Origin of the sequence: Burkholderia sp. BCC1999 (assembly GCF_905339975.1) — a bacterium.
In the GTDB taxonomy this organism is placed as follows: Bacteria; Pseudomonadota; Gammaproteobacteria; order Burkholderiales; family Burkholderiaceae; genus Burkholderia.
This window is the reverse complement of the sequence record NZ_CAJPHP010000016.1, coordinates 72,575-92,425: the sequence shown is the minus strand read 5'-3', so window position 1 is coordinate 92,425 and position 19,851 is coordinate 72,575. Positions and strand designations below refer to the sequence as shown.

Here is a 19,851-nt window from a genome sequence, read left to right as displayed (position 1 = left end):
TCCGCGCTCCCGCGAGACGGCGGGAAAGCGACCGTTCCGCTCCAGCCGTGCGGTCAGTGAGCCGCGTGCGCCGCGTCGGGCACGAGCCACCGCGGCGGCACCTCGGGGCTCACCGTCACGCGGAACGCGCGCGCTTCGCTGTCGCCCGGGTTACGCAGGCTGTACGGCTGATCGGCATCGAACACGATCGCGTCGCCGGTCGCCAGCAACTGGCGGCGGTCATGCACGCTGACTTCGAGCGTGCCCTCGCTGACGACGAGGTTGACCGTCGTGCCGGGCGCGCGGCGCGCGCCGGGCTCCGTATGCAGCGGCGCGATCCGCAATTCGTGGAACTCGGCCGCGGCCGGCTCGCCTTCCGGATACAGCGCGCGGGCCGAGAAACGGCCGTTCGAGCTGACGACGCGCGACGCGCGTTCGGCCGCCAGGTGCTCGAAGCCGTTCACCGCATGGCGGCGCAGGAACGCGGCGACCGACACCTTCAGCGCCGCGGCGATCTTGCAGAGCACTTTGATCGACGGCACGCTGCGCGCCGATTCGATCTGCGCGAGCATCGCGCGCGACACGCCGGACAGCCGCGCGAGCGCATCGAGCGACAGTTGCCGCTCGGCGCGCAAGCGCGCGAGGTTCACGCCGACGACCTGCTCGAGGACGTCGAGCGACGCGGACGCGCGCAGGTCGGCAGCGTTGCCGGACTCGAAGGAAGACACGTCGCGCACGAGCGCCAGGGATGAAGACATAGCATTGCCTCCGGGCCGCTGCGCGGCCCTGCGTATGGGGTAAGCCGGGATCGGAATCGCGTTGCGCCAGCCATGGCGCGTATCGAGACGCTATCACCCGGCCTTGCACGGGCAAACGAAGTTATCTTCACACCGTTATCAGCATCGCGGAGGAATGCGTTTCTCGCGAACCTTTTCCTGCCGCTATCGCGTCGCTCACTGCGCCGCCGGCGCCGCGCCGCGTGCCGGGCCGCGCGCGTCGAGCCGCATCGCGAACCACGTGACGACGAGCGCCGCGAACGTCACCGCGACGGCGACCCACGGCAGCGCGTCGAGCGCGAAGCCGTGCTCCAGCGCAAGGCCGCCGAGCCACGCGCCGCCCGCGTTGCCGACGTTGAACGCGCCGATGTTCAACGTCGATGCGAGATGCGGCGCGCTCGCGGCCTTCTCGACCACGCGCGCCTGCAGCGGCGGCACTGTCGCGAACGCGGCGATCCCCCAGACGAATACGGTGACGGCGGCCGCGACCGGCAGGTGGCTCGTCTTCGCGAACACGGCCATCACGGCCATCAGCGCGACGAGGATCGCGATCAGCGACGGCATCAGCGCACGGTCGGCAAGCTTGCCGCCGAGCGTGTTGCCGATCGTCAGCCCGGCGCCGAACAGCACGAGGATCAGCGCGACCGCGCGCGGCGAGTAGCCCGACACGGTTTCCAGAATCGGCGCGATGTACGTGAACACGACGAACACGCCGCCGAAACCGAGCACCGTCATCAGCAGTGCGAGCCACACCTGCGGCTCCTTCAGCACGCGCACCTCGTGGCCGAGGCCGACCGGCCCGCTGTCGTGACGGTTCGGCACCAGCGCGGCCACGCCGCCGAGCGCCAGCACGCCGAGCGCGGCAACGATCCAGAACGACGCGCGCCAGCCGAGCAGCTGACCGACGAACGTGCCGAACGGCACGCCGAGCACGTTCGACAGCGTGAGCCCCGTGAACATCAGCGCGATCGCGCTCGCGCGCTTGTCGGCCGGCACGAGCGACGCGGCGACCACCGCGCCGATCCCGAAGAACGACCCGTGCGCGAACGACGTGACGACGCGCGCGACCATCAGCATCGCGTAGCCTGACGCGGTCGCGCACAGCACGTTGCCGACGATGAAGATCGCCATCAGCAACTGCAGCGCGGCCTTGCGCGGCATGCGGCTCGTCAGCACCGCGAGCAGCGGCGCGCCGGCCGCGACGCCGAGCGCATAGCCGGTCACGAGCAGGCCGGCCGACGGCAGCGACACGGCGAGGTCGTGCGCGACCTCGGGCAGCAGGCCCATGATGATGAACTCGGTGGTGCCGATGGCGAAGGCGCTGATCGCGAGCGCCAGTAACGGGATGGGCATGACGTTCTCCGGAAGGCGGCGGACGCGACGCCCGATTGGTGCCGCACCGCACAAAAGGCAGGATGTGCGCATTGTCCCGAAGATGCCGATATTTGATAATTGGCGTGGCGTTTGAACCATTTTCAAATATTTCTGGAAAATCGCATGGATCGACTGGGCGATATCCGGCTGTTCGTCGAGGCGGCCGAACTGGGCAGCCTGTCCGCCGCCGGGCGCAAGCTGAATCTCACGCCGGCCGCCGCGAGCGCGCGCCTCGCCAAGCTCGAGGCGGCGGTCGCTACCCGGCTGTTCGACCGTTCGACCCGGCAGTTGCGGCTCACCGACGAGGGCCGCCTGTACCTGAACGGCTGCCGGCAGGCGTTGCAGGCGCTCGACGACGCAAACGCGCTGCTGCAGGCCGGCCGCAACGTCGTCGGCGGCCGGGTGCGGCTGTCGGCGACGTCCGATTTCGGCCGCCGCCGGCTGCTCGACTGGCTCGACGAATTCACCGCACGCTACCCGGACGTGACCTTCTCGCTGACGGCGTCCGACTCGACGGTGAACCTGTGGCAGGACGAGATCGACCTCGCGATCCGTTTCGCCGCGCCGCCCGACGGCGCGCTGATCGCCCGCCGGCTCGCCGCGGACCGGCGCGTGCCGTGCGCGGCGCCGTCGTTCGTCAAGCGCCACGGCATGCCGCGCGATCCGCACGATCTGGCCCGCTTTCAGTGCAACGTGATCACGGTGGCGTCCGGGCCGATGAATACGTGGCGCTTCACGCGCGGCGACGACACGCAGACCTGCACGGTGCCGCTCGCCACCGCGTTCGAGACCAACGACGGCGGCCTCGCCCGCGAGTGGGCGCTGCGCGGCAACGGCATCGTGCTGAACTCGATCTGGGATGTCGCCGACGACATCCGCGCCGGACGGCTCAAGGTCCTGCTGCCCGACTGGCGGCACCAGAGCGCGCCGCTGCACGCGATCTATCCCGGCAAGCGCTACATGGCGCCGCGCGTGCGCGTGCTGCTCGATTTTCTCGCCGAGCACTTCGCGCGCGAGGAAGCCGCGCACGACGACCTGCTGAACGCGTGCCGCTGACGGCTGGCGCGTCGTCGCTCAAGGGTCGGAACCCGCCGATCGACGTCGCGAGGCCGCAACCCGACGCGGGCCCAGGGCAGCGCGAAAAGCTATAATGGAGGGCTTTCCCGACGGCTTTTCCTGCTCGATGCGCGCGTTTCGCGTGCAGCGCACGGCCGTCCCGATTCACCCTTGACGACGCCCCCAGGTCAACCACTGCGAACGGCGAATCCCCATGACCAAGAAAGTTTACGTAAAGACCTTCGGCTGCCAGATGAACGAGTACGACTCGGACAAGATGGTGGACGTGCTCAATGCCTCCGAAGGCCTCGAAAAGACCGACACGCCGGAAGACGCGGACATCATCCTGTTCAACACGTGCTCGGTGCGTGAAAAGGCGCAGGAGAAGGTGTTCTCCGATCTCGGCCGCGTGCGCGAGCTGAAGGAAGCGAAGCCCGGCCTGCTGATCGGCGTCGGCGGCTGCGTCGCGAGCCAGGAAGGCGCATCGATCGTGTCGCGCGCCCCGTACGTCGACCTCGTGTTCGGCCCGCAAACCCTGCACCGCCTGCCGCAGATGATCGACGCGCGCCGCGAGAGCGGCCGCGCGCAGGTCGACATCTCGTTTCCCGAAATCGAAAAGTTCGACCACCTGCCGCCCGCGCGCGTCGAGGGGCCGAGCGCGTTCGTGTCGATCATGGAAGGCTGCTCGAAGTACTGCAGCTACTGCGTGGTGCCGTACACGCGCGGCGATGAAGTGTCGCGCCCGCTCGACGACGTGCTGACCGAAGTGGCCGGCCTCGCCGACCAGGGCGTGCGCGAAGTCACGCTGCTCGGCCAGAACGTGAACGCGTACCGCGGCGCGCTGGCGGCCGGCTCGTCGGAAATCGCCGATTTCGCGACGCTGATCGAATACGTCGCCGATATCCCCGGCATCGAGCGGATCCGCTATACGACGTCGCACCCGAAGGAATTCACGCAGCGCCTGATCGACACCTACGCCAAGGTGCCGAAGCTCGTGAGCCACCTGCACCTGCCTGTCCAGCACGGCTCCGACCGCATCCTGATGGCGATGAAGCGCGGCTACACGGTGCTCGAATACAAGTCGGTGATCCGCAAGCTGCGCGCGATCCGCCCCGACCTGTCGCTGTCGACCGACATGATCGTCGGCTTCCCCGGCGAGACCGAGGACGATTTCGACAAGATGATGGCGCTGGTGCACGACATGAGCTACGACACGAGCTTCTCGTTCATCTACAGCCCGCGCCCCGGCACGCCGGCCGCGAACCTGCACGACGACACGCCGCGTGAAGTGAAGCTCAAACGCCTGCAACATCTGCAGGCGACCATCGAGGAGAACGTCGCGCGCATCAGCCAGTCGATGGTCGGGAAGGTCGAGCGGATCCTCGTCGAGGGCCCGTCGCGCAAGGATCCGAACGAACTCGCGGGCCGCACCGAGAACAACCGGGTCGTGAATTTCCCGGCGCCGCTCGCGTCGCACCCGCGCCTGATCGGCCAGATGATCGACGTGAAGATCAACCATGCGTACCCGCATTCGCTGCGCGGCGAGCTCGTGCTCGTCAGCGACGACGCGAGCGCGGCCACCCACTAATTGACGCTCAACAGGAGCCCGACGCTACTTTGAAGACCGTCCAAGCACTGGAATTCACTGCCCCGCGCGAAGACAACGCGCGCCTCGCCAATCTCTGCGGCCCGCTCGACGAGAACCTGCGGCAGATCGAACAGGCGCTCGACGTCACGCTCGCGCGGCGCGGCCACCGGATCACGATCCGCGGGCGCGGCGCCAAGCTCGCGCTCGCCGCGCTCGAAAATTTCTACAACCGGGCGCGCGATCCGCTGTCGGTCGACGACATCCAGCTCGCGCTGGTCGAGGTGCGCCACACGACCGGCAACGGCCGCCAGGACACGCTCGACGTGCGCTTCCGCGGCGACCCCGATCATCCGTTCGACGAGCCCGTCGTGCAGCTCGACGCCAGCGAGCCGGACGAAGAACCCGCGCCGAAGCTGTACACGCGGCGCGCCGACCTGCGCGGCCGTACGCCCGCGCAGCGCGAGTACCTGAAGCAGATCCTGTCGCACGACGTGACGTTCGGCATCGGGCCGGCCGGTACCGGCAAGACCTACCTCGCAGTCGCCTGCGCGGTCGACGCGCTCGAGCGCGACCAGGTCAAGCGGATCGTGCTGACGCGCCCGGCCGTCGAAGCCGGCGAACGGCTCGGCTTCCTGCCGGGCGATCTCGCGCAGAAGGTCGACCCGTACCTGCGCCCGCTGTACGACGCGCTGTACGACCTGCTCGGCTTCGACAAGACCGCGAAGATGTTCGAGCGCCAGATGATCGAGATCGCACCGCTCGCGTACATGCGCGGCCGCACGCTGAACCACGCGTTCATCATCCTCGACGAGGCGCAGAACACGACGCCCGAGCAGATGAAGATGTTCCTCACGCGGATCGGCTTCGGCTCGAAGGCCGTCGTGACCGGCGACACGAGCCAGGTCGACCTGCCGCGCGGCCACAAGAGCGGCCTCGTCGAAGCGCAGCAGGTGCTCGGCGGCGTGCGTGGCATCGCACTCACGCGCTTCACGAGCGCGGACGTCGTGCGCCACCCGCTCGTCGCGCGCATCGTCGAGGCGTACGACGAGTTCCACGCGCAGCACCAGGACGGCTGACGGGCGGCGCCCGCGCGGCGCTGCCCCGGCCTGCCGGCCCGGCCCGCCACACGGCGCGCCGGGCTTTTTTTCGCCCGTTCGAATGCGGGTGGGATCGGCTGTTTGGTGTATCCTCAACGCGTCCCAATCGCCGTACGCGTCATGAAATCCTCCCGCTCCCGCAAGTCCGGTCGCGCCCAGTCCGCCGCGCCCGAATCCCCCCGTCTTTCGCTGTTCGACGCGAAGGGCAAGGCCCGCACCGTCAACGCACAAGGGCTGCGGATCGACTTCCCGGACGGTCGCAGCCTGATGTTCGACCTGTCGGGCAGTTCGGGCGACGCGGCCGTCGCGATCGTCGCGCAGCACAACGATCCGGCGATGCGCGCGAAGCTCGCGCTGCAGCCCGAGCACTACGACAGCGTGACGCTGCACGTGGGCGCCGAGCTCGCGCCGCGCGAAGACGATCTCGACGACGAACCGCGCGCACTGGAACTCGACCTGTCCGTGCAGTACGGCGACGAGATCACGAGCGAGATGCGCAAGACGCTGCCCAAGCGCAAGCTGATCGCCGAATGGATCGAGCCTGCGCTGTTCGCGAGCGCGCAGCTCACCGTGCGCTTCGTCGGCGAAGACGAAGGCCGCACGCTGAACGCCGGCTACCGCCACAAGGACTACCCGACCAACGTGCTGACCTTCGCGTACGACGCGGCGCCCGACGGCACCGTGATCGGCGACCTCGTGCTGTGCTGCCCGGTCGTCGAGAAGGAAGCGCATGAGCAGGGCAAGCCGCTCACGGCCCACTACGCGCACCTGCTGGTGCACGGCGCGCTGCACGCGCAGGGCTACGACCACGAGACGAGCGACGAAGACGCGGCCGAAATGGAAGCGCTCGAAGTCGACATCCTCGCGAAGCTGGGCTTCCCGAACCCATACCAGTAAGCCTTCAGTACGATGCGCAACGCCGCGATGCTCCCGTCCGCCTACCCGCCCGCGATCGGCGACGGGCGGCTGCTGACGGAAGACGAACTCGCGGCCTCGCTCGCGCACACGATGCGCGACTGGGACGGCCGGCAGGATCTCTGGCTGTTCGGTTATGGCTCGCTGATCTGGAACCCCGGTCTGCCGACCGTCGCCGCCGTACGCGGCAAGGTGCACGGCTACCACCGCGGGCTGTACCTGTGGTCGCGCGTGAACCGCGGCACGCCCGAACGCCCGGGCCTCGTACTCGCGCTCGATCGCGGCGGCTCGTGCTCGGGCATCGCATTCCGGCTGTCGGGCCCGACCGCGCAGCCGCACCTCGAGACACTGTGGAAGCGCGAGATGCCCATGGGCTCGTACCGGCCCGCCTGGCTGCCGTGCTCGCTCGAGAACGGCGAACGCGTGAACGCGCTCGCCTTCGTGATGCGCCGCGACGTCCCGACCTATACGGGCAAGCTGTCCGACCCGATCGTGAAGGAAGTGTTCAGCTGCGCGACCGGCCGCTACGGCACGACGCTCGACTACGTGAGCCGCACGGTCGACGCGCTGCGCGCGAGCGGCATCCCCGATCGCGCACTGGAAGGGCTGCTCGCGCGATGCCGGTGACGCGGCCCGACGCCCGGCTGGCCGTCACGCGCTCCCGCGCCGTGTGCGCATTCGAACGAGGTTCCCGCCGATGAAACCGTCACGCTGGTCGCGCTGCAAGGTCGCCGCGCTGCTCGTCGCCGCGAGCGTCGCGCTCTCCGGCTGCGGGATCCTGGGCTGCGGCGGCGCCGCGACCAACGGTGCGGCCGCCGGCGGCTGCTCGGCCGGCATGCGCTTCTGAGCTTTCTTCCCCGCAGCCGTCTTCGGCAGCCATCGCATGCGGCAGATTGCCGCCGGCACCCATCGGTCGGCCGGTCGTTTCCTCGCGTCGGGCCGGCCCTGCCTGCCCGAACCCGTTTTTTGCCGCTGCTGCGCCTTCGCCCTTTTCTGAGATAGGATGGACCCGAGGACGATGTCGCGCCCGGCGCGGCCGTCCGCGAGCGGGGCCCGCGCGCAGCCCGCCCTGGCCGTACGGCCAGGGTGACACGGTCGCGTCGTGCCCTTGGTGTATCCTTGCCTACTCCGTGACAGCGCGCTCCGGCATGACCCGGGCGCACCACCATGAACGATTCGTATCCCAGTCGTAAGCTAACCGACAAACCGCAAGAAAAGCGCTCGCTGCTCGAGCGCCTGACCGACTTCATCTCGCCCGAGCCCGAATCCCGCGGCGAGTTGCTGGAAATTCTCCAGGACGCCCACGAACGCAACCTGATCGACGCCGACTCGCTGTCGATGATCGAAGGCGTGTTCCAGGTATCCGATCTGTGCGCCCGCGACATCATGGTGCCGCGCGCGCAGATGGACGCGATCAACATCGCCGACAAGCCCGAGGATTTCATCCCGTTCGTGCTCGAAAAAGCGCACTCGCGCTACCCCGTGTACGAGGAGAACCGCGACAACGTCATCGGCGTGCTGCTCGCGAAGGATCTGCTGCGTTTTTACGCCGAGGAAGAATTCGACGTGCGCGGGATGCTGCGCCCGGCCGTGTTTATCCCGGAATCGAAGCGCCTGAACGTGCTGCTCCACGACTTCCGCGTGAACCGCAACCACCTGGCGATCGTCGTCGACGAATACGGCGGCGTCGCGGGCCTGATCACGATCGAGGACGTGCTCGAACAGATCGTCGGCGACATCGAGGACGAATACGACTTCGACGAGGAAGCCGGCAACATCATCTCGGGGCCGGACGGCCGCTTCCGCGTGCGCGCGCTCACCGAGATCGAACAGTTCAACGAGGCGTTCGGCACCGATTTCCCCGACGACGAAGTCGACACGATCGGCGGCCTGATCACCCATCATTTCGGACGCGTGCCGCATCGCGGCGAGAAGCTGCAGCTCGGCAACCTCGTGTTCGAGATCCAGCGCGGCGATGCGCGCCAGGTGCATGTCCTGCTGGTGCGCCGCAATCCGCTCGCCAGCCGTCGCGCCGAAACCTCGCACGAAGACTGACCGTTCCGCGCCAGCCGCGTTTCCTTCAACCGCTCGCCCACTTCCGCTTCACATGGACGATCCGATCCCGTCCCGCCCGGCTGGCGGCCTCCTCGCGCCGGCGCCCGGCCGCGCGCTACCGCGCTGGCATTACCCGGCCGCACTGCTCGCCGGCGCCGCCAATACGCTCAGCTTTGCACCGACGCCGCATGGCGGCTGGCTGCAACTCGTCGTATTCGTCTGGTTTTTCGCGCAACTGACGCGCACGTCGAGCTGGCGCGGCGCCGCGCTCACCGGCGGCGCGTTCGGCTTAGGCAACTTCATCAGCGGCATCTGGTGGCTCTACATCAGCATGCACGTGTACGGCGAGATGGCCGCGCCGCTCGCGGGCGGCGCGCTCGTGCTGTTCGCGCTGTACCTGTCACTGTATCCGGCGTTCTCGGCCGGGCTGTGGTCGTTCTGCGCGGGTCATGCGTGGCATCGCCGCACCCCTGATCCGCGCCCGTTCTCGCCGACCTGGCACGGCGCGTTCGCGTTCGCCAGCGCGTGGGCCTTCGGCGAATGGCTGCGCGGCACGCTGTTCACCGGCTTTCCGTGGCTCGCCAGCGGCTACCCGCAGGTCGACGGCCCGTTCGCGGGCTTCGCGCCGGTGGTCGGCGTGTACGGAATCGCATGGGTGCTCGCGCTGTTCGCCGCGCTGGTCGTGCAGGCGCTCGCCGCCGCACGCCCGTCGCCCGCGCGTGCCCCCGGCCCCGGCAGTGCGGGCGGCAACGCGCGCGTGCGCATCGCCGCACCGGCCGGCGTGGCGGTCGCGCTCATTGCGGCCGGCCTCGGGCTGTCGCAGGTCACGTGGACGGTGCCCGCGAATGCACCGCTTACCGTGCGGCTGCTGCAGGGCAACGTGAAGCAGGACATCAAGTTCGAGCAGGAAGGCATCGACGCGGCGATCAAGATGTACCAGCAGATGATCATCGAGAAGCCGGCCGACCTGATCGTCACGCCGGAGACCGCGATCGCGGTGATGATCCAGGAGCTGCCCGAGCCGTTCGCCGTCGCGATCCGCAAGTTCAGCGACACGACGGGTTCGGCCGTGCTGTTCGGCGCGGTCGGCGCGTCGGTGACCGAGGACGGCCACTACGTCGACTATACGAACAGCCTGTACGGCGTGACGCCGAACTCGCGCGACATCTATCACTACGACAAGCACCATCTCGTGCCCTTCGGCGAATTCATCCCGTGGGGCTTCCGGTGGTTCGTCAACCTGATGAAGATGCCGCTCGGCGATTTCGCGCGCGGCGCGCCGGTGCAGAAGCCGTTCCTCGTGCACAACCAGCCCGTGATGGCCGACATCTGCTACGAGGACTTGTTCGGCGAGGAAATCGCCGCGACGATCCGCGACAATCCGCAGCCGCCAGGCGTGCTGGTCAACGTGACGAACCTCGCGTGGTTCGGCGACACGATCGCGCTCGACCAGCACCTGCAGATCGCGCGGATGCGCTCGCTCGAAACGGGCCGGCCGATGCTGCGTTCGACCAACACGGGGATGACGGCCGCGATCGATGCGCACGGGCGCGTACTCGGCCAGCTGAAGCCGTTCACGATCGGTTCGCTGGATGTGCGGATCGAAGGCACGAGCGGCTTCACGCCTTACGTGACGAGCGGCAACAACATCGTGCTCGCGGTGTCGTTCGTGCTGCTGGCGTTCGGCTTCACGTTCGGGCCGGGGCTGCGCCGGCGCAACGGCCGGAAGACCGGCGCCGACCAGCCCGAATGAGGCAAACGGCCGCCGCTGCGCGCGGCGGCCGACGACCGCGAACCGGCAGGCCGCTCAGGCCTGCCGGGCCGCTTGACCCAGTCGATCCGGCTGAGCGGCCAGGCTCCGCAGGTCGCGACTCGCCGCCTCCATCACCGGCGCCCATGCACCGAACGTCGACTGCCGGTACAACGTGGCGGTCGGATACCACGGGCTGTCCGTGCGTTCGAGCATCCACGGCCAGTGCGGGTTCACGTCGAGCAGCACCCAGGTGCGCGCACCGAGCGCGCCCGCCAGGTGCGCGACCGACGTGCATACGGTAATCACGAGATCCAGCGCGCCGATGAACGCGGCCGTATCGTCGAAGCTCGTCAGTTCCGCCGTGAAATCCTCGACCGCGAAGCCGGCCGCACGTGCCGCGGCGACATCCGCGTGCGCGCCCGGCTGCAGCGAATAGAACGCAACGCCGTCGATCCCGCGAAACGCATCGGCATAGCGCTCGAGCCCGACGCGCCGGAACGGGTTGCGCTGGTGGCCCGCGCTGCCCGTCCACACGAGCCCGACCTTCAGCCGACGTTCGCCGGCAAGCCGCGCGCGCCACGCGTCGCACGCATCGGGGTCGGCCCGCAGGTACGGCACCGACGACGCGAGCGTCGACGCTTCCATCCCGAGCATCAGCGGCAGGCCGATCAGCGGCACCTCGTAGTCGAACGCCGGCAGCGTGTCGACACCGCCGCCTGCGCCAAAATCATCCGCGTACGCGCCAAGGCTGCGCTGCATCAGCGTGCCGACCTGCGGGAACGTATTCCACACGAGCCGGCCGCCTTCGCGATGCACGCGCTCCGCGAGCGGCGCGACGAAGCGGCAGAATTGCAGCACGTCGCCGAGGCCCTGCTCGCCCCACACCAGCAGCGTCTTGCCGGCAAGTGGCTCGCCCTGCCAGCGCGGGCCCGGCAGCACCGGCCGGCGGCCGCGCAACTCGCCTGCGCCGTCCCAGCGCGCCTCATGGCCGCGCCAGCCGGCCGCGTAGTTGCCGCGCACGAGCTGGATGATCGCCAGGTTGAAACGGAACGATGCATCGTCGGGCGCCAGCTCGCATGCGCGCGCCGCGTAGCGCTCGGCATCGTCCCAGCGCTGCGCCTCCTTCATCGCCATCGCGACGTTGTTCATCGCAAGCGCGTTGCCGGGCGCGAGGTCGGCCAGCCGCGCGGCACACGCGAGTGCGCCGTCGAGGTCGTGCGTCGCGATCCGCGCGACGACAAGATTGATCCACGCCTGCACGTCTTGCGGATCGTGCTGCACGGCCGCGTCGAGCAGCGCGATCTCCTCTTTGCGATCGCCGCTGGACAGCCGCAACGCGATCGCGAGGTTGTTGCGCAGCGACGGCCGGCCGGCATCGATCGCCAGCGCCGCGCGGTACGGCGCGACGGCGTCCGCATGGCGGTCGGCCATCTGCAGCGCATAGCCGTGATTGAAGTACGCTGTCGCGCCCGGCTGCACGCGCACCGCGCACTCGGCGAGCGCGAGCGCGTCGGCCGTGCGCTGCCGCGCGACGAGCGCCGTCGTGAGTTGCGCAAGTGCATCGGCATCGACCGCATGCAGATGGGCGGCGGCGGCGAGCCACAGATCGTGCGCGGCGCGCTCGCCGCGCGCCTGCGCGTCGGCGGCCTGCCCGAGCAGCGCGAGGAACGGCGGCAGCAGCGGAATGAGGAGTTCGGTCGGGTCGTCCATGCAGTCGGCGTCGGAAAGCGGTGACGCGGCTCGCGTGACGCGCGCCGCAATATGCGCATCTTAACGCTCGCGCGCGGCGGCACGGCACGCGTGTCGCGACGGGCCGCGGACGGCCGGACGGGCCGCGCCGGCCGCCCATGCGCACCCTCCGGAAGCGGGCCGGCGGCGGTGTCGCCCGCGTTCCGGCCGCATCTGGTCGCCGATCCGGTAAAATTACGCGTTTCAGCACACTAACAAGCCGCGCCGCCGCGCGAGCCGACCCTCCGGGCCCCGCCCGGAGCGCCGCCCGCAACGGAGCGCCAGCGCCACGAAGGCTCTTCATGCTTACGTTTCAGCAAATCATCCTGACGCTGCAGTCCTACTGGGACAAGCAGGGTTGCGCCCTGCTCCAGCCCATCGACATGGAAGTCGGCGCGGGCACGTCGCACGTCCACACGTTCCTGCGCGCGGTCGGCCCCGAGCCGTGGCGCGCCGCGTACGTGCAGCCGTCGCGCCGCCCGAAGGACGGCCGCTACGGCGAGAACCCGAACCGCCTGCAGCACTACTACCAGTACCAGGTCGTGCTCAAGCCGGCGCCGGAAAACATCCTCGACCTGTACCTCGGCTCGCTCGAAGCGCTCGGCTTCGACCTGAAGCAGAACGACGTGCGCTTCGTCGAGGACGACTGGGAAAACCCGACGCTCGGCGCGTGGGGCCTCGGCTGGGAAGTGTGGCTGAACGGGATGGAAGTCACGCAGTTCACGTACTTCCAGGAAGTCGGCGGCCTCGAGTGCAAGCCGGTGCTCGGCGAGATCACGTACGGCCTCGAACGCCTCGCGATGTACCTGCAGAAGGTCGAGAACGTGTACGACCTCGTGTGGACCGAATGGGAAGAGCAAGGCCCGAACGGCCCCGAGCTGCGCCGCCTGTCGTATGGCGACGTGTATCACCAGAACGAGGTCGAGCAGTCGACCTACAACTTCGAGCACGCGAACGTCGACCTGCTGTTCACGTTGTTCAACAGCTACGAAGCGGAAGCGAAGAAGATGATCGACGCACAGCTCGCGCTGCCCGCGTACGAACTCGTGCTGAAGGCCGGCCACACGTTCAACCTGCTCGATGCGCGCGGCGCGATCTCGGTCACCGAGCGTGCGGCGTACATCGGCCGCATCCGCGCACTGTCGCGTCTCGTCGCACAGGCTTACTACGACTCGCGCGAGAAGCTCGGCTTCCCGATGCTCGGCAACCCGCCGGGCGTGCCGGGCCTCACCACCGACGCCCAGGACGCCGCGCAGCCGGCATGGGCGCCGCCGCTCAAGGTCGAACGCAAGATCGATCAGGACTGACGAGACGAGAATTATTCCAATCATGACGCACAATCATCCCGCCCCCCTGCTCGTCGAACTGCTGACCGAAGAGCTGCCGCCGAAGGCCCTCGCGCGCCTCGGCGACGCATTCGCCGAAGGTATCGCGCAACGCCTCGCGGCGCGCGACCTCGTCGAAGGCGAACTCGTGTTCGAACGCTACGCCACGCCGCGCCGCCTCGCCGTCGTCGTGCAGAACGTGCGCGCCGTCGCGCCTGAAAAGCAGGTCCGCGAAAAAGTCCTGCCGGTGTCGGTCGCACTCGACGCGCAAGGCAAGCCGACGGCCCCGCTCGCGAAGAAGCTCGCGGCGCTCGGCCACCCGAACCTGTCGATCGCCGATCTCGAGCGCGCGCAGGACGGCAAGGCCGAAGCCTTCTTCATCAACTATTCGGCGGCCGGTGCCACGCTCGCGGACGGCCTGCAGGCCGCGCTCGACGAAGCGCTCGCGAAGCTGCCGATCCCGAAGTTCATGACGTACCAGCGCCCGGACGGCTCCGACGTGAAGTTCGTGCGCCCGGTGCATCGCCTGACGGTGCTGCACGACGACCGCGTCGTGCCCGTCACCGCGTTCGGCGTCGACGCCGGCGACACCACGCTCGGCCACCGCTTCCTGTCCGACGGCCTCGTCGCGATCCAGCATGCGCGCGCGTACGCCGACACGCTGCGCGACAAGGGCCGCGTGATCGCGCACTTCGTCGATCGCCGCGAAACGATTCGCACGCAGCTGAACGAACACGCGAACGGCGACACGGTCGTGATGCCCGAATCGCTGCTCGACGAAGTGACGTCGCTGGTCGAATGGCCGGTCGTCTACCCGTGCCGCTTCGAGGACGAATACCTGCAGGTTCCGCAGGAATGCCTGATCCTCACGATGCAGACGAACCAGAAGTATTTCGCGCTGACCGACGTCGCCGGCAAGCTGCGTTCGCGCTTCCTGATCGTGTCGAACATCGAGACGAAGACGCCGGGCGAGATCATCGAAGGCAACGAGCGCGTCGTGCGCCCGCGCCTCGCCGATGCGAAGTTCTTCTTCGAGCAGGACAAGAAGAAGCCGCTCGCCGACCGCGTGCCGCAGCTCGCGAACGTCGTGTATCACAACAAGCTCGGTTCGGCGCTCGCACGCGTCGAGCGCCTCGAGGCGCTGGCCGGCGAGATCGCGCCCGCGATCGGCGCCGACGCCACCCACGCGAAGCGCGCCGCGCGCCTCGCGAAGGCCGACCTGCTGACCGACATGGTCGGCGAGTTCCCGGAACTGCAGGGCACGATGGGCACGTACTACGCGCGCCACGACGGCGAAGCCGACGACGTCGCGCTCGCATGCGCCGAGCACTACCAGCCGCGCTTCTCGGGCGACGCGCTGCCGACCACGCCCGTGTCGACCGCCGTCGCGCTGGCCGACAAGCTCGAAACGATCGTCGGCATCTGGGGCATCGGCCTCGCGCCGACCGGCGAGAAGGATCCGTTCGCGCTGCGCCGCCACGCGCTCGGCGTGCTGCGCCTGCTGCTCGAGAAACAGCTGCCGCTCGATCTCGTGTCGCTGCTGCGCACGGCCCACGCTCGCTTCGAAGGCGTGCCGGGCGTCGCCGAGTCGACCGATGCGATCTTCGCATTCTTCATGGATCGCCTGCGCGGCCTGCTGCGCGAGCGCGGCTATACGGCCGGTGAAATCGACGCGGTGCTGAGCCTGAACCCGACGCGCGTCGACGATCTCGTCGCCCGCCTCGACGCGGTGCGCGAATTCACGCGCCTGGCGGAAGCCGAAGCGCTCGCGGCCGCGAACAAGCGGATCTCGAACATCCTGAAGAAGTCGGAAGGCGGCGCGAGCGGCACGGTGCAGCCGTCACTGCTCGTCGAAGCCGCCGAGATGGCGCTGCACGAACAGCTCGCGGCCGTGACGCCGCACGTGCAATCGCAGCTCGAAGCGCGTGCGTACACGGGCGCGCTGTCGGCGCTCGCCGCGCTGCGCGCACCGGTCGATACGTTCTTCAACGACGTGATGGTCAACGCGGAAGACCCCGCACTGCGCGCCAACCGGCTCGCACTGCTGTCCGCGCTGCACCAGCAGATGAACTGCGTCGCCGACATCTCGAAGCTCGCCGCATAAGGGCCGCACGATGCCGATCAGCCCCAACCGAAAGCTCGTCGTCCTCGACCGGGACGGCGTGATCAACGTCGATTCGGATGCGTTCATCAAGACGCCCGACGAATGGATCGCGCTGCCCGGCAGTCTCGAGGCGATCGCCCGGCTCAACCACGCAGGTTATCGCGTGGTCGTCGCGACCAACCAGTCCGGCATCGGTCGCGGGCTGTTCGACATGGCCACGTTGAACGAGATGCACCTGAAAATGCATCGCGCGGCGGCCGCGGTCGGCGCGCGCATCGACGCCGTGTTCTTTTGCCCGCACACGGCCGAGGATCACTGTGACTGCCGCAAGCCGAAACCCGGCATGATGCAGATGATCGCCGAGCGCTTCGAGATCGATCCCGATCACACGCCGGTCGTCGGCGATTCGCTGCGCGACCTGCAGGCCGGTGTCGCGGTCGGCTTCCAGCCGCACCTCGTGCTGACCGGCAAGGGCAAGAAGACGCTCGCCGCGGGCAATCTGCCGCCCGGCACGAAGGTGCATGACGACCTGCGCGCGTTCGCGCTCGATTTCCTTTCACACGAACACGAGTGATGCGGGCGCCGCGCGCATCCTCCCTAACGCCAGACTTACGCCGATGCGCTTCGTCCGCTCCCTGCTGCTGCTGATCTACTTCGTCCTGTACACGGTGCCGTACGCCACCGCGTGCTTCATCGCCTTTCCGTTCATGCGCCCCGACGCGCGCTACTGGATGGCGGCCGGCTGGTGCAAGTCCACGCTGTGGGTCGTGCGCTGGCTGAACGGCATCCGCTACCGGATCGAAGGCTACGAGAACCTGCCCGACGGCCCGGCCGTGCTGCTGTCGAAGCACCAGTCCGCGTGGGAGACGCTCGCGTTTCCGGCGCTGATGCCGAGGCCGCTCTGCTATGTGTTCAAGCGCGAGCTGCTGTACGTGCCGTTCTTCGGCTGGGCGCTCGGGCTGCTGCACATGGTCAACATCAACCGCAAGGAAGGCAAGAACGCGTTCACGTCGGTGATCCGCCAGGGCAAGAAGCGCCTGTCGGAAGGCGCATGGATGATCATGTTCCCGGAGGGCACCCGCACGCCGGTCGGCAAGCAGGGCAAGTACAAGACAGGCGGCGCGCGCTTCGCGATCGAAACCGGCGCGCCCGTCGTGCCGATCGCGCACAATGCAGGTCGGGTGTGGCCGCGCAACTCGTTCACGAAATTCCCGGGCGTCGTCACCGTGTCGATCGGCAAGCCGATCCCCAGCGACGGGCTGACACCCGATGTATTGAACTCGCAGGTCGAAGCATGGATCGAAGCGGAAATGCGCCGCATCGATCCCGATTCCTATCGCCAGGCGGGCAATGCCGGCTCGCGCGATGCCGCGCGTGCCTGAAGCCCCCGGATTGCAGCCGTTGCGTACGACAAAAAGAAGCGAACTGATGAAACAGCGTCCGCGGCCACGGCCTGCCGTCGTGGCTCTCGATCATCGCCAGATGGATCTGCCTCTCTTCGACGGGCCGGCCGCCGCACCGTCGGCGCCCACCACGCCGCCGGCGCCGCCTGAAGCCGCCCCCACGGCTCCGCCCGCACCGGGCCCGGCACCCGACCGTTCGCGCGTGCGCACGTTCGCGCTCGACAGCCGCGTGCTCGAATACCGGCTGAAACGTTCGGCACGCCGTACGATCGGCTTCACGATCGACGGCAGCGGGTTGTCGATCACCGCGCCGCGCTGGGTCACGCTCGCCGACATCGAAGCGGCGATCTCCGAGAAGCAACGCTGGATCTTCGCGAAGCTCGCGGAGTGGAAGACGCGCACCGAGCAGCGCGCGCTGCCGCAGATCGACTGGCGCGACGGCGCGCAGCTGCCGTATCTCGGCAAGACGGTGACGATCGCGCTCGGCGCGGGCGCCGTCTCGTTCGACGCCGATGCGCTGCGTCTGTCGCTGCCGCTGTCCGTGCAGGCCGACATGCAGCAGATCAAGGATCGCGTGCAAGGCTGGCTGCAGGGCGAAGCGAAACGCATCTTCGGCGAACGCCTCCCGGTCTACGCGGAAAAACTCGGCGTCACGTATTCGATGTATGCGCTGTCGTCGGCCGCGACGCGCTGGGGCAGCTGTTCAAGCGATGGCAAGATCCGCCTGAACTGGCGGCTGATCCATTTTCCGATGTCGATCATCGACTACGTCGTCGCGCACGAGCTGTCGCACCTGCGCGAGATGAACCACAGCCCGGCCTTCTGGCAGACCGTCGAATCGATCTTCCCCGAGTTCCGCGAAGCGCGGCACACGCTCAAGCATCACCCGCCCGAGCTGCTGCCGTCGCTTTGACGCGACGCACGCGGCGTCGCCGCCCATGAAAAAAGGGCGATGCGGGTCACCCCGCATCGCCCTTTTTGCCGCCCGCGCGCATCGCGCGCCGCGGCCCGTTCATCCGGCGCTCACTTCTTCTGGATGAACTCGATCTTGTAGCCGTCCGGATCCTCGACGAAGGCGATCACGGTCGTGCCGTGCTTCATCGGGCCCGCTTCGCGCGTGACCTTGCCGCCTTGTGCCTTGATCTTCTCGCACGCGGCGTACGCATCCTCGACCGCCACGGCCAGATGGCCGAAGCCGCTGCCGAGATCGTAGGACGGCGTATCCCAGTTATGGGTCAGCTCGATCACGGTGCCGGTGCTCTCGTCTTCGTAGCCGACGAACGCGAGCGTGAACTTGCCTTCCGGATAGTCCTCGCGACGCAGCAGCTTCATGCCGAGCAATTCGGTGTAGAACTTGATCGAGCGGTCGAGATCGCCGACTCGCAGCATCGTATGCAGCAAACGCATGTCTTGTACTCCTGTGGGGACTTTCCAGAACCGGGAACTCTACCAGAGTCGGCCAAAACTCGCCGGGGCGCCCGGAGCGGGGGCGGCCGATACGGCGCATCGGCGCGATACGCGCAAGCACGCTCGCAACGGCGGAAAACGGCACGATCCCGCTCGCCCGGCTACCACGCCGATCGGGTAACATCCTTCCACCTCGCACCAAAAACGGGCATGCGCTTCACCGCCCGAACGCGACCACCTACCCTTCCCTGAAGCCACACTGCCGTGCGAAACCGCCGATTCGAGCGCGCCGGACGCGCCACCCGCCCGACCTTGCCGCCGCCGTACCGATCAGCCGAGGCGCGCCGATGACCACCCTCGCCGCCGCCCCCGTGCGCCGCGCGCTCGACCTGCGCGCCGTCGGCCTGATGTTGCTGCTGTGCGCGATCTGGGGCTTCCAGCAGGTCGCGATCAAGAGCACGAATGCCGCGATCGCGCCGATGTTCCAGGCCGGGCTGCGCTCGGTGATCGCGGCAGGGCTGCTGTGGGGCTGGGCCCGCACGCGCGGCACGCCGCTGTTCCAGGCCGACGGCACGTTCGGTGCGGGCCTCGCGGCCGGCGCGCTGTTTGCCGGCGAATTCATCTGCGTGTTCTTCGGGCTCACGCTGACGAGCGCGTCGCACATGGCGATCTTCCTGTACACGGCGCCGTGCTTCACCGCACTCGGGCTGCACCTGTTCGCACCGGGCGAACGGTTGCAGCGCACGCAATGGGCCGGCGTCGGTCTCGCGTTCGCCGGCATCGCGCTCGCGTTCGCGGACGGCTTCCTGAAGCCTCGCGCGCCCGGCGCATCGGTACTGGCCGGGCTGGCCGGCGACGCGCTCGGGATTCTCGGCGGCGCGATGTGGGCCGCGACGACGGTCGTCGTGCGCTCGACGGCACTCGCGCGGGCGAGCGCGAGCAAGACGCTGTTCTACCAGCTCGCGGTGTCGGCGGTCGTGCTGGTCGCACTCGCCGCGCTGTTCGGGCAGGTGTCGTTCGCGCACGTGACGCCGATCGCGGTCGCAAGCCTCGCGTACCAGTCGGTGATCGTCGCGTTCGTCAGCTACCTGTCGTGGTTCTGGCTGCTGACACGCTACAGCGCGTCGCGGCTGTCGGTCTTCACGTTCCTGTCGCCGCTGTTCGGCGTCGCATTCGGCGTGCTGCTGCTCGGCGAATCGGTCGGCTGGCGCTTCATGTCCGCGGCCGCGCTCGTGCTGACCGGCATCGCGCTCGTCAACGCGCCGCCGCGCAGGCGGGTGTGATGTGCAAC

General features: G+C 68.6%; 18 protein-coding genes. 14 read left to right on the top strand and 4 right to left on the bottom strand.

The window, feature by feature from the left end; genetic code table 11:
* Nucleotides 1–53: 53 nt before the first annotated feature.
* Both U5809_RS23150 and U5809_RS23145 read right to left on the bottom strand, forming a co-directional pair.
* A complete protein-coding gene (locus U5809_RS23150) occupies nt 54–737 on the bottom strand; it encodes a helix-turn-helix domain-containing protein (RefSeq protein WP_176050288.1) in 684 nt (227 codons plus the stop codon).
* Nucleotides 738–932: 195 nt separating this feature from the next.
* Nucleotides 933–2,108, bottom strand: a complete 1,176-nt coding sequence (locus U5809_RS23145; RefSeq protein ID WP_176050289.1) for an MFS transporter — start codon at nt 2,106–2,108, stop codon at nt 933–935.
* Nucleotides 2,109–2,252: 144 nt separating this feature from the next.
* On the opposite strand from U5809_RS23145, the gene U5809_RS23140 reads away from it, so the two are divergent.
* The 8 genes from U5809_RS23140 to lnt all read left to right on the top strand — a co-directional run bounded on the left by U5809_RS23140 (nt 2,253) and on the right by lnt (nt 10,593).
* Complete coding sequence (locus U5809_RS23140) at nt 2,253–3,185, top strand: LysR family transcriptional regulator (protein ID WP_322088265.1); 933 nt, start codon at nt 2,253–2,255, stop codon at nt 3,183–3,185.
* A 214-nt stretch (nt 3,186–3,399) separates the two neighbouring features.
* Entirely contained in the window at nt 3,400–4,773 is a 1,374-nt protein-coding gene (gene miaB / locus U5809_RS23135; RefSeq protein ID WP_282505931.1) for a tRNA (N6-isopentenyl adenosine(37)-C2)-methylthiotransferase MiaB, read from the top strand.
* 29 nt (nt 4,774–4,802) lie between these two features.
* Entirely contained in the window at nt 4,803–5,849 is a 1,047-nt protein-coding gene (locus U5809_RS23130; protein ID WP_282505932.1) for a PhoH family protein, read from the top strand.
* A gap of 141 nt (nt 5,850–5,990) precedes the next feature.
* Nucleotides 5,991–6,767, top strand: coding sequence for an rRNA maturation RNase YbeY (ybeY, locus tag U5809_RS23125; protein ID WP_322088264.1), 777 nt, complete (start codon nt 5,991–5,993; stop codon nt 6,765–6,767).
* A gap of 12 nt (nt 6,768–6,779) precedes the next feature.
* Nucleotides 6,780–7,412, top strand: coding sequence for a gamma-glutamylcyclotransferase (locus U5809_RS23120; protein WP_176050293.1), 633 nt, complete (start codon nt 6,780–6,782; stop codon nt 7,410–7,412).
* 70 nt (nt 7,413–7,482) lie between these two features.
* Entirely contained in the window at nt 7,483–7,632 is a 150-nt protein-coding gene (locus U5809_RS23115; protein WP_167361875.1) for a hypothetical protein, read from the top strand.
* Nucleotides 7,633–7,952: 320 nt separating this feature from the next.
* On the top strand, nt 7,953–8,840 hold the full coding sequence (locus U5809_RS23110) for an HlyC/CorC family transporter (protein WP_176050294.1): 888 nt from the start codon (nt 7,953–7,955) through the stop codon (nt 8,838–8,840).
* A gap of 52 nt (nt 8,841–8,892) precedes the next feature.
* The gene (gene lnt, locus U5809_RS23105; RefSeq protein ID WP_322088263.1) at nt 8,893–10,593 is read left to right on the top strand and encodes an apolipoprotein N-acyltransferase; all 1,701 of its coding nucleotides are present in this window, start codon (nt 8,893–8,895) and stop codon (nt 10,591–10,593) included.
* 54 nt (nt 10,594–10,647) lie between these two features.
* Here lnt and U5809_RS23100 read toward each other — a convergent pair whose 3' ends face one another.
* Nucleotides 10,648–12,303: a hypothetical protein gene (locus U5809_RS23100; protein ID WP_322088262.1), complete on the bottom strand. Its 1,656-nt coding sequence runs from the start codon at nt 12,301–12,303 to the stop codon at nt 10,648–10,650.
* Between the two features lie 320 nt (nt 12,304–12,623).
* On the opposite strand from U5809_RS23100, the gene glyQ reads away from it, so the two are divergent.
* From glyQ to U5809_RS23075, 5 genes are read left to right on the top strand one after another with little or no spacing between them, the layout of a single operon-like run.
* A complete protein-coding gene (glyQ, locus tag U5809_RS23095; protein ID WP_322088261.1) occupies nt 12,624–13,628 on the top strand; it encodes a glycine--tRNA ligase subunit alpha in 1,005 nt (334 codons plus the stop codon).
* A 22-nt stretch (nt 13,629–13,650) separates the two neighbouring features.
* Nucleotides 13,651–15,750 carry a glycine--tRNA ligase subunit beta gene (gene glyS / locus U5809_RS23090; protein WP_322088260.1) on the top strand — a complete coding sequence of 700 codons (2,100 nt, stop codon included), beginning with the start codon at nt 13,651–13,653 and terminating at the stop codon, nt 15,748–15,750.
* Between the two features lie 10 nt (nt 15,751–15,760).
* Nucleotides 15,761–16,324, top strand: coding sequence for a D-glycero-beta-D-manno-heptose 1,7-bisphosphate 7-phosphatase (gene gmhB / locus U5809_RS23085; RefSeq protein WP_322088259.1), 564 nt, complete (start codon nt 15,761–15,763; stop codon nt 16,322–16,324).
* 43 nt (nt 16,325–16,367) lie between these two features.
* Nucleotides 16,368–17,132 carry a lysophospholipid acyltransferase family protein gene (locus U5809_RS23080; RefSeq protein WP_322088258.1) on the top strand — a complete coding sequence of 255 codons (765 nt, stop codon included), beginning with the start codon at nt 16,368–16,370 and terminating at the stop codon, nt 17,130–17,132.
* 46 nt (nt 17,133–17,178) lie between these two features.
* Entirely contained in the window at nt 17,179–18,066 is an 888-nt protein-coding gene (locus tag U5809_RS23075; protein ID WP_322088257.1) for a SprT family zinc-dependent metalloprotease, read from the top strand.
* 110 nt (nt 18,067–18,176) lie between these two features.
* On the opposite strand, the gene gloA is transcribed toward U5809_RS23075, so the two are convergent.
* Nucleotides 18,177–18,560 (bottom strand): lactoylglutathione lyase, encoded by a 384-nt coding sequence (gene gloA, locus U5809_RS23070; protein WP_322088256.1) that lies wholly within the window; start codon nt 18,558–18,560, stop codon nt 18,177–18,179.
* 347 nt (nt 18,561–18,907) lie between these two features.
* Between gloA and U5809_RS23065 the strand changes: the two genes are divergently transcribed.
* Complete coding sequence (locus U5809_RS23065) at nt 18,908–19,843, top strand: DMT family transporter (protein ID WP_282505937.1); 936 nt, start codon at nt 18,908–18,910, stop codon at nt 19,841–19,843.
* Nucleotides 19,844–19,851: the final 8 nt, after the last annotated feature.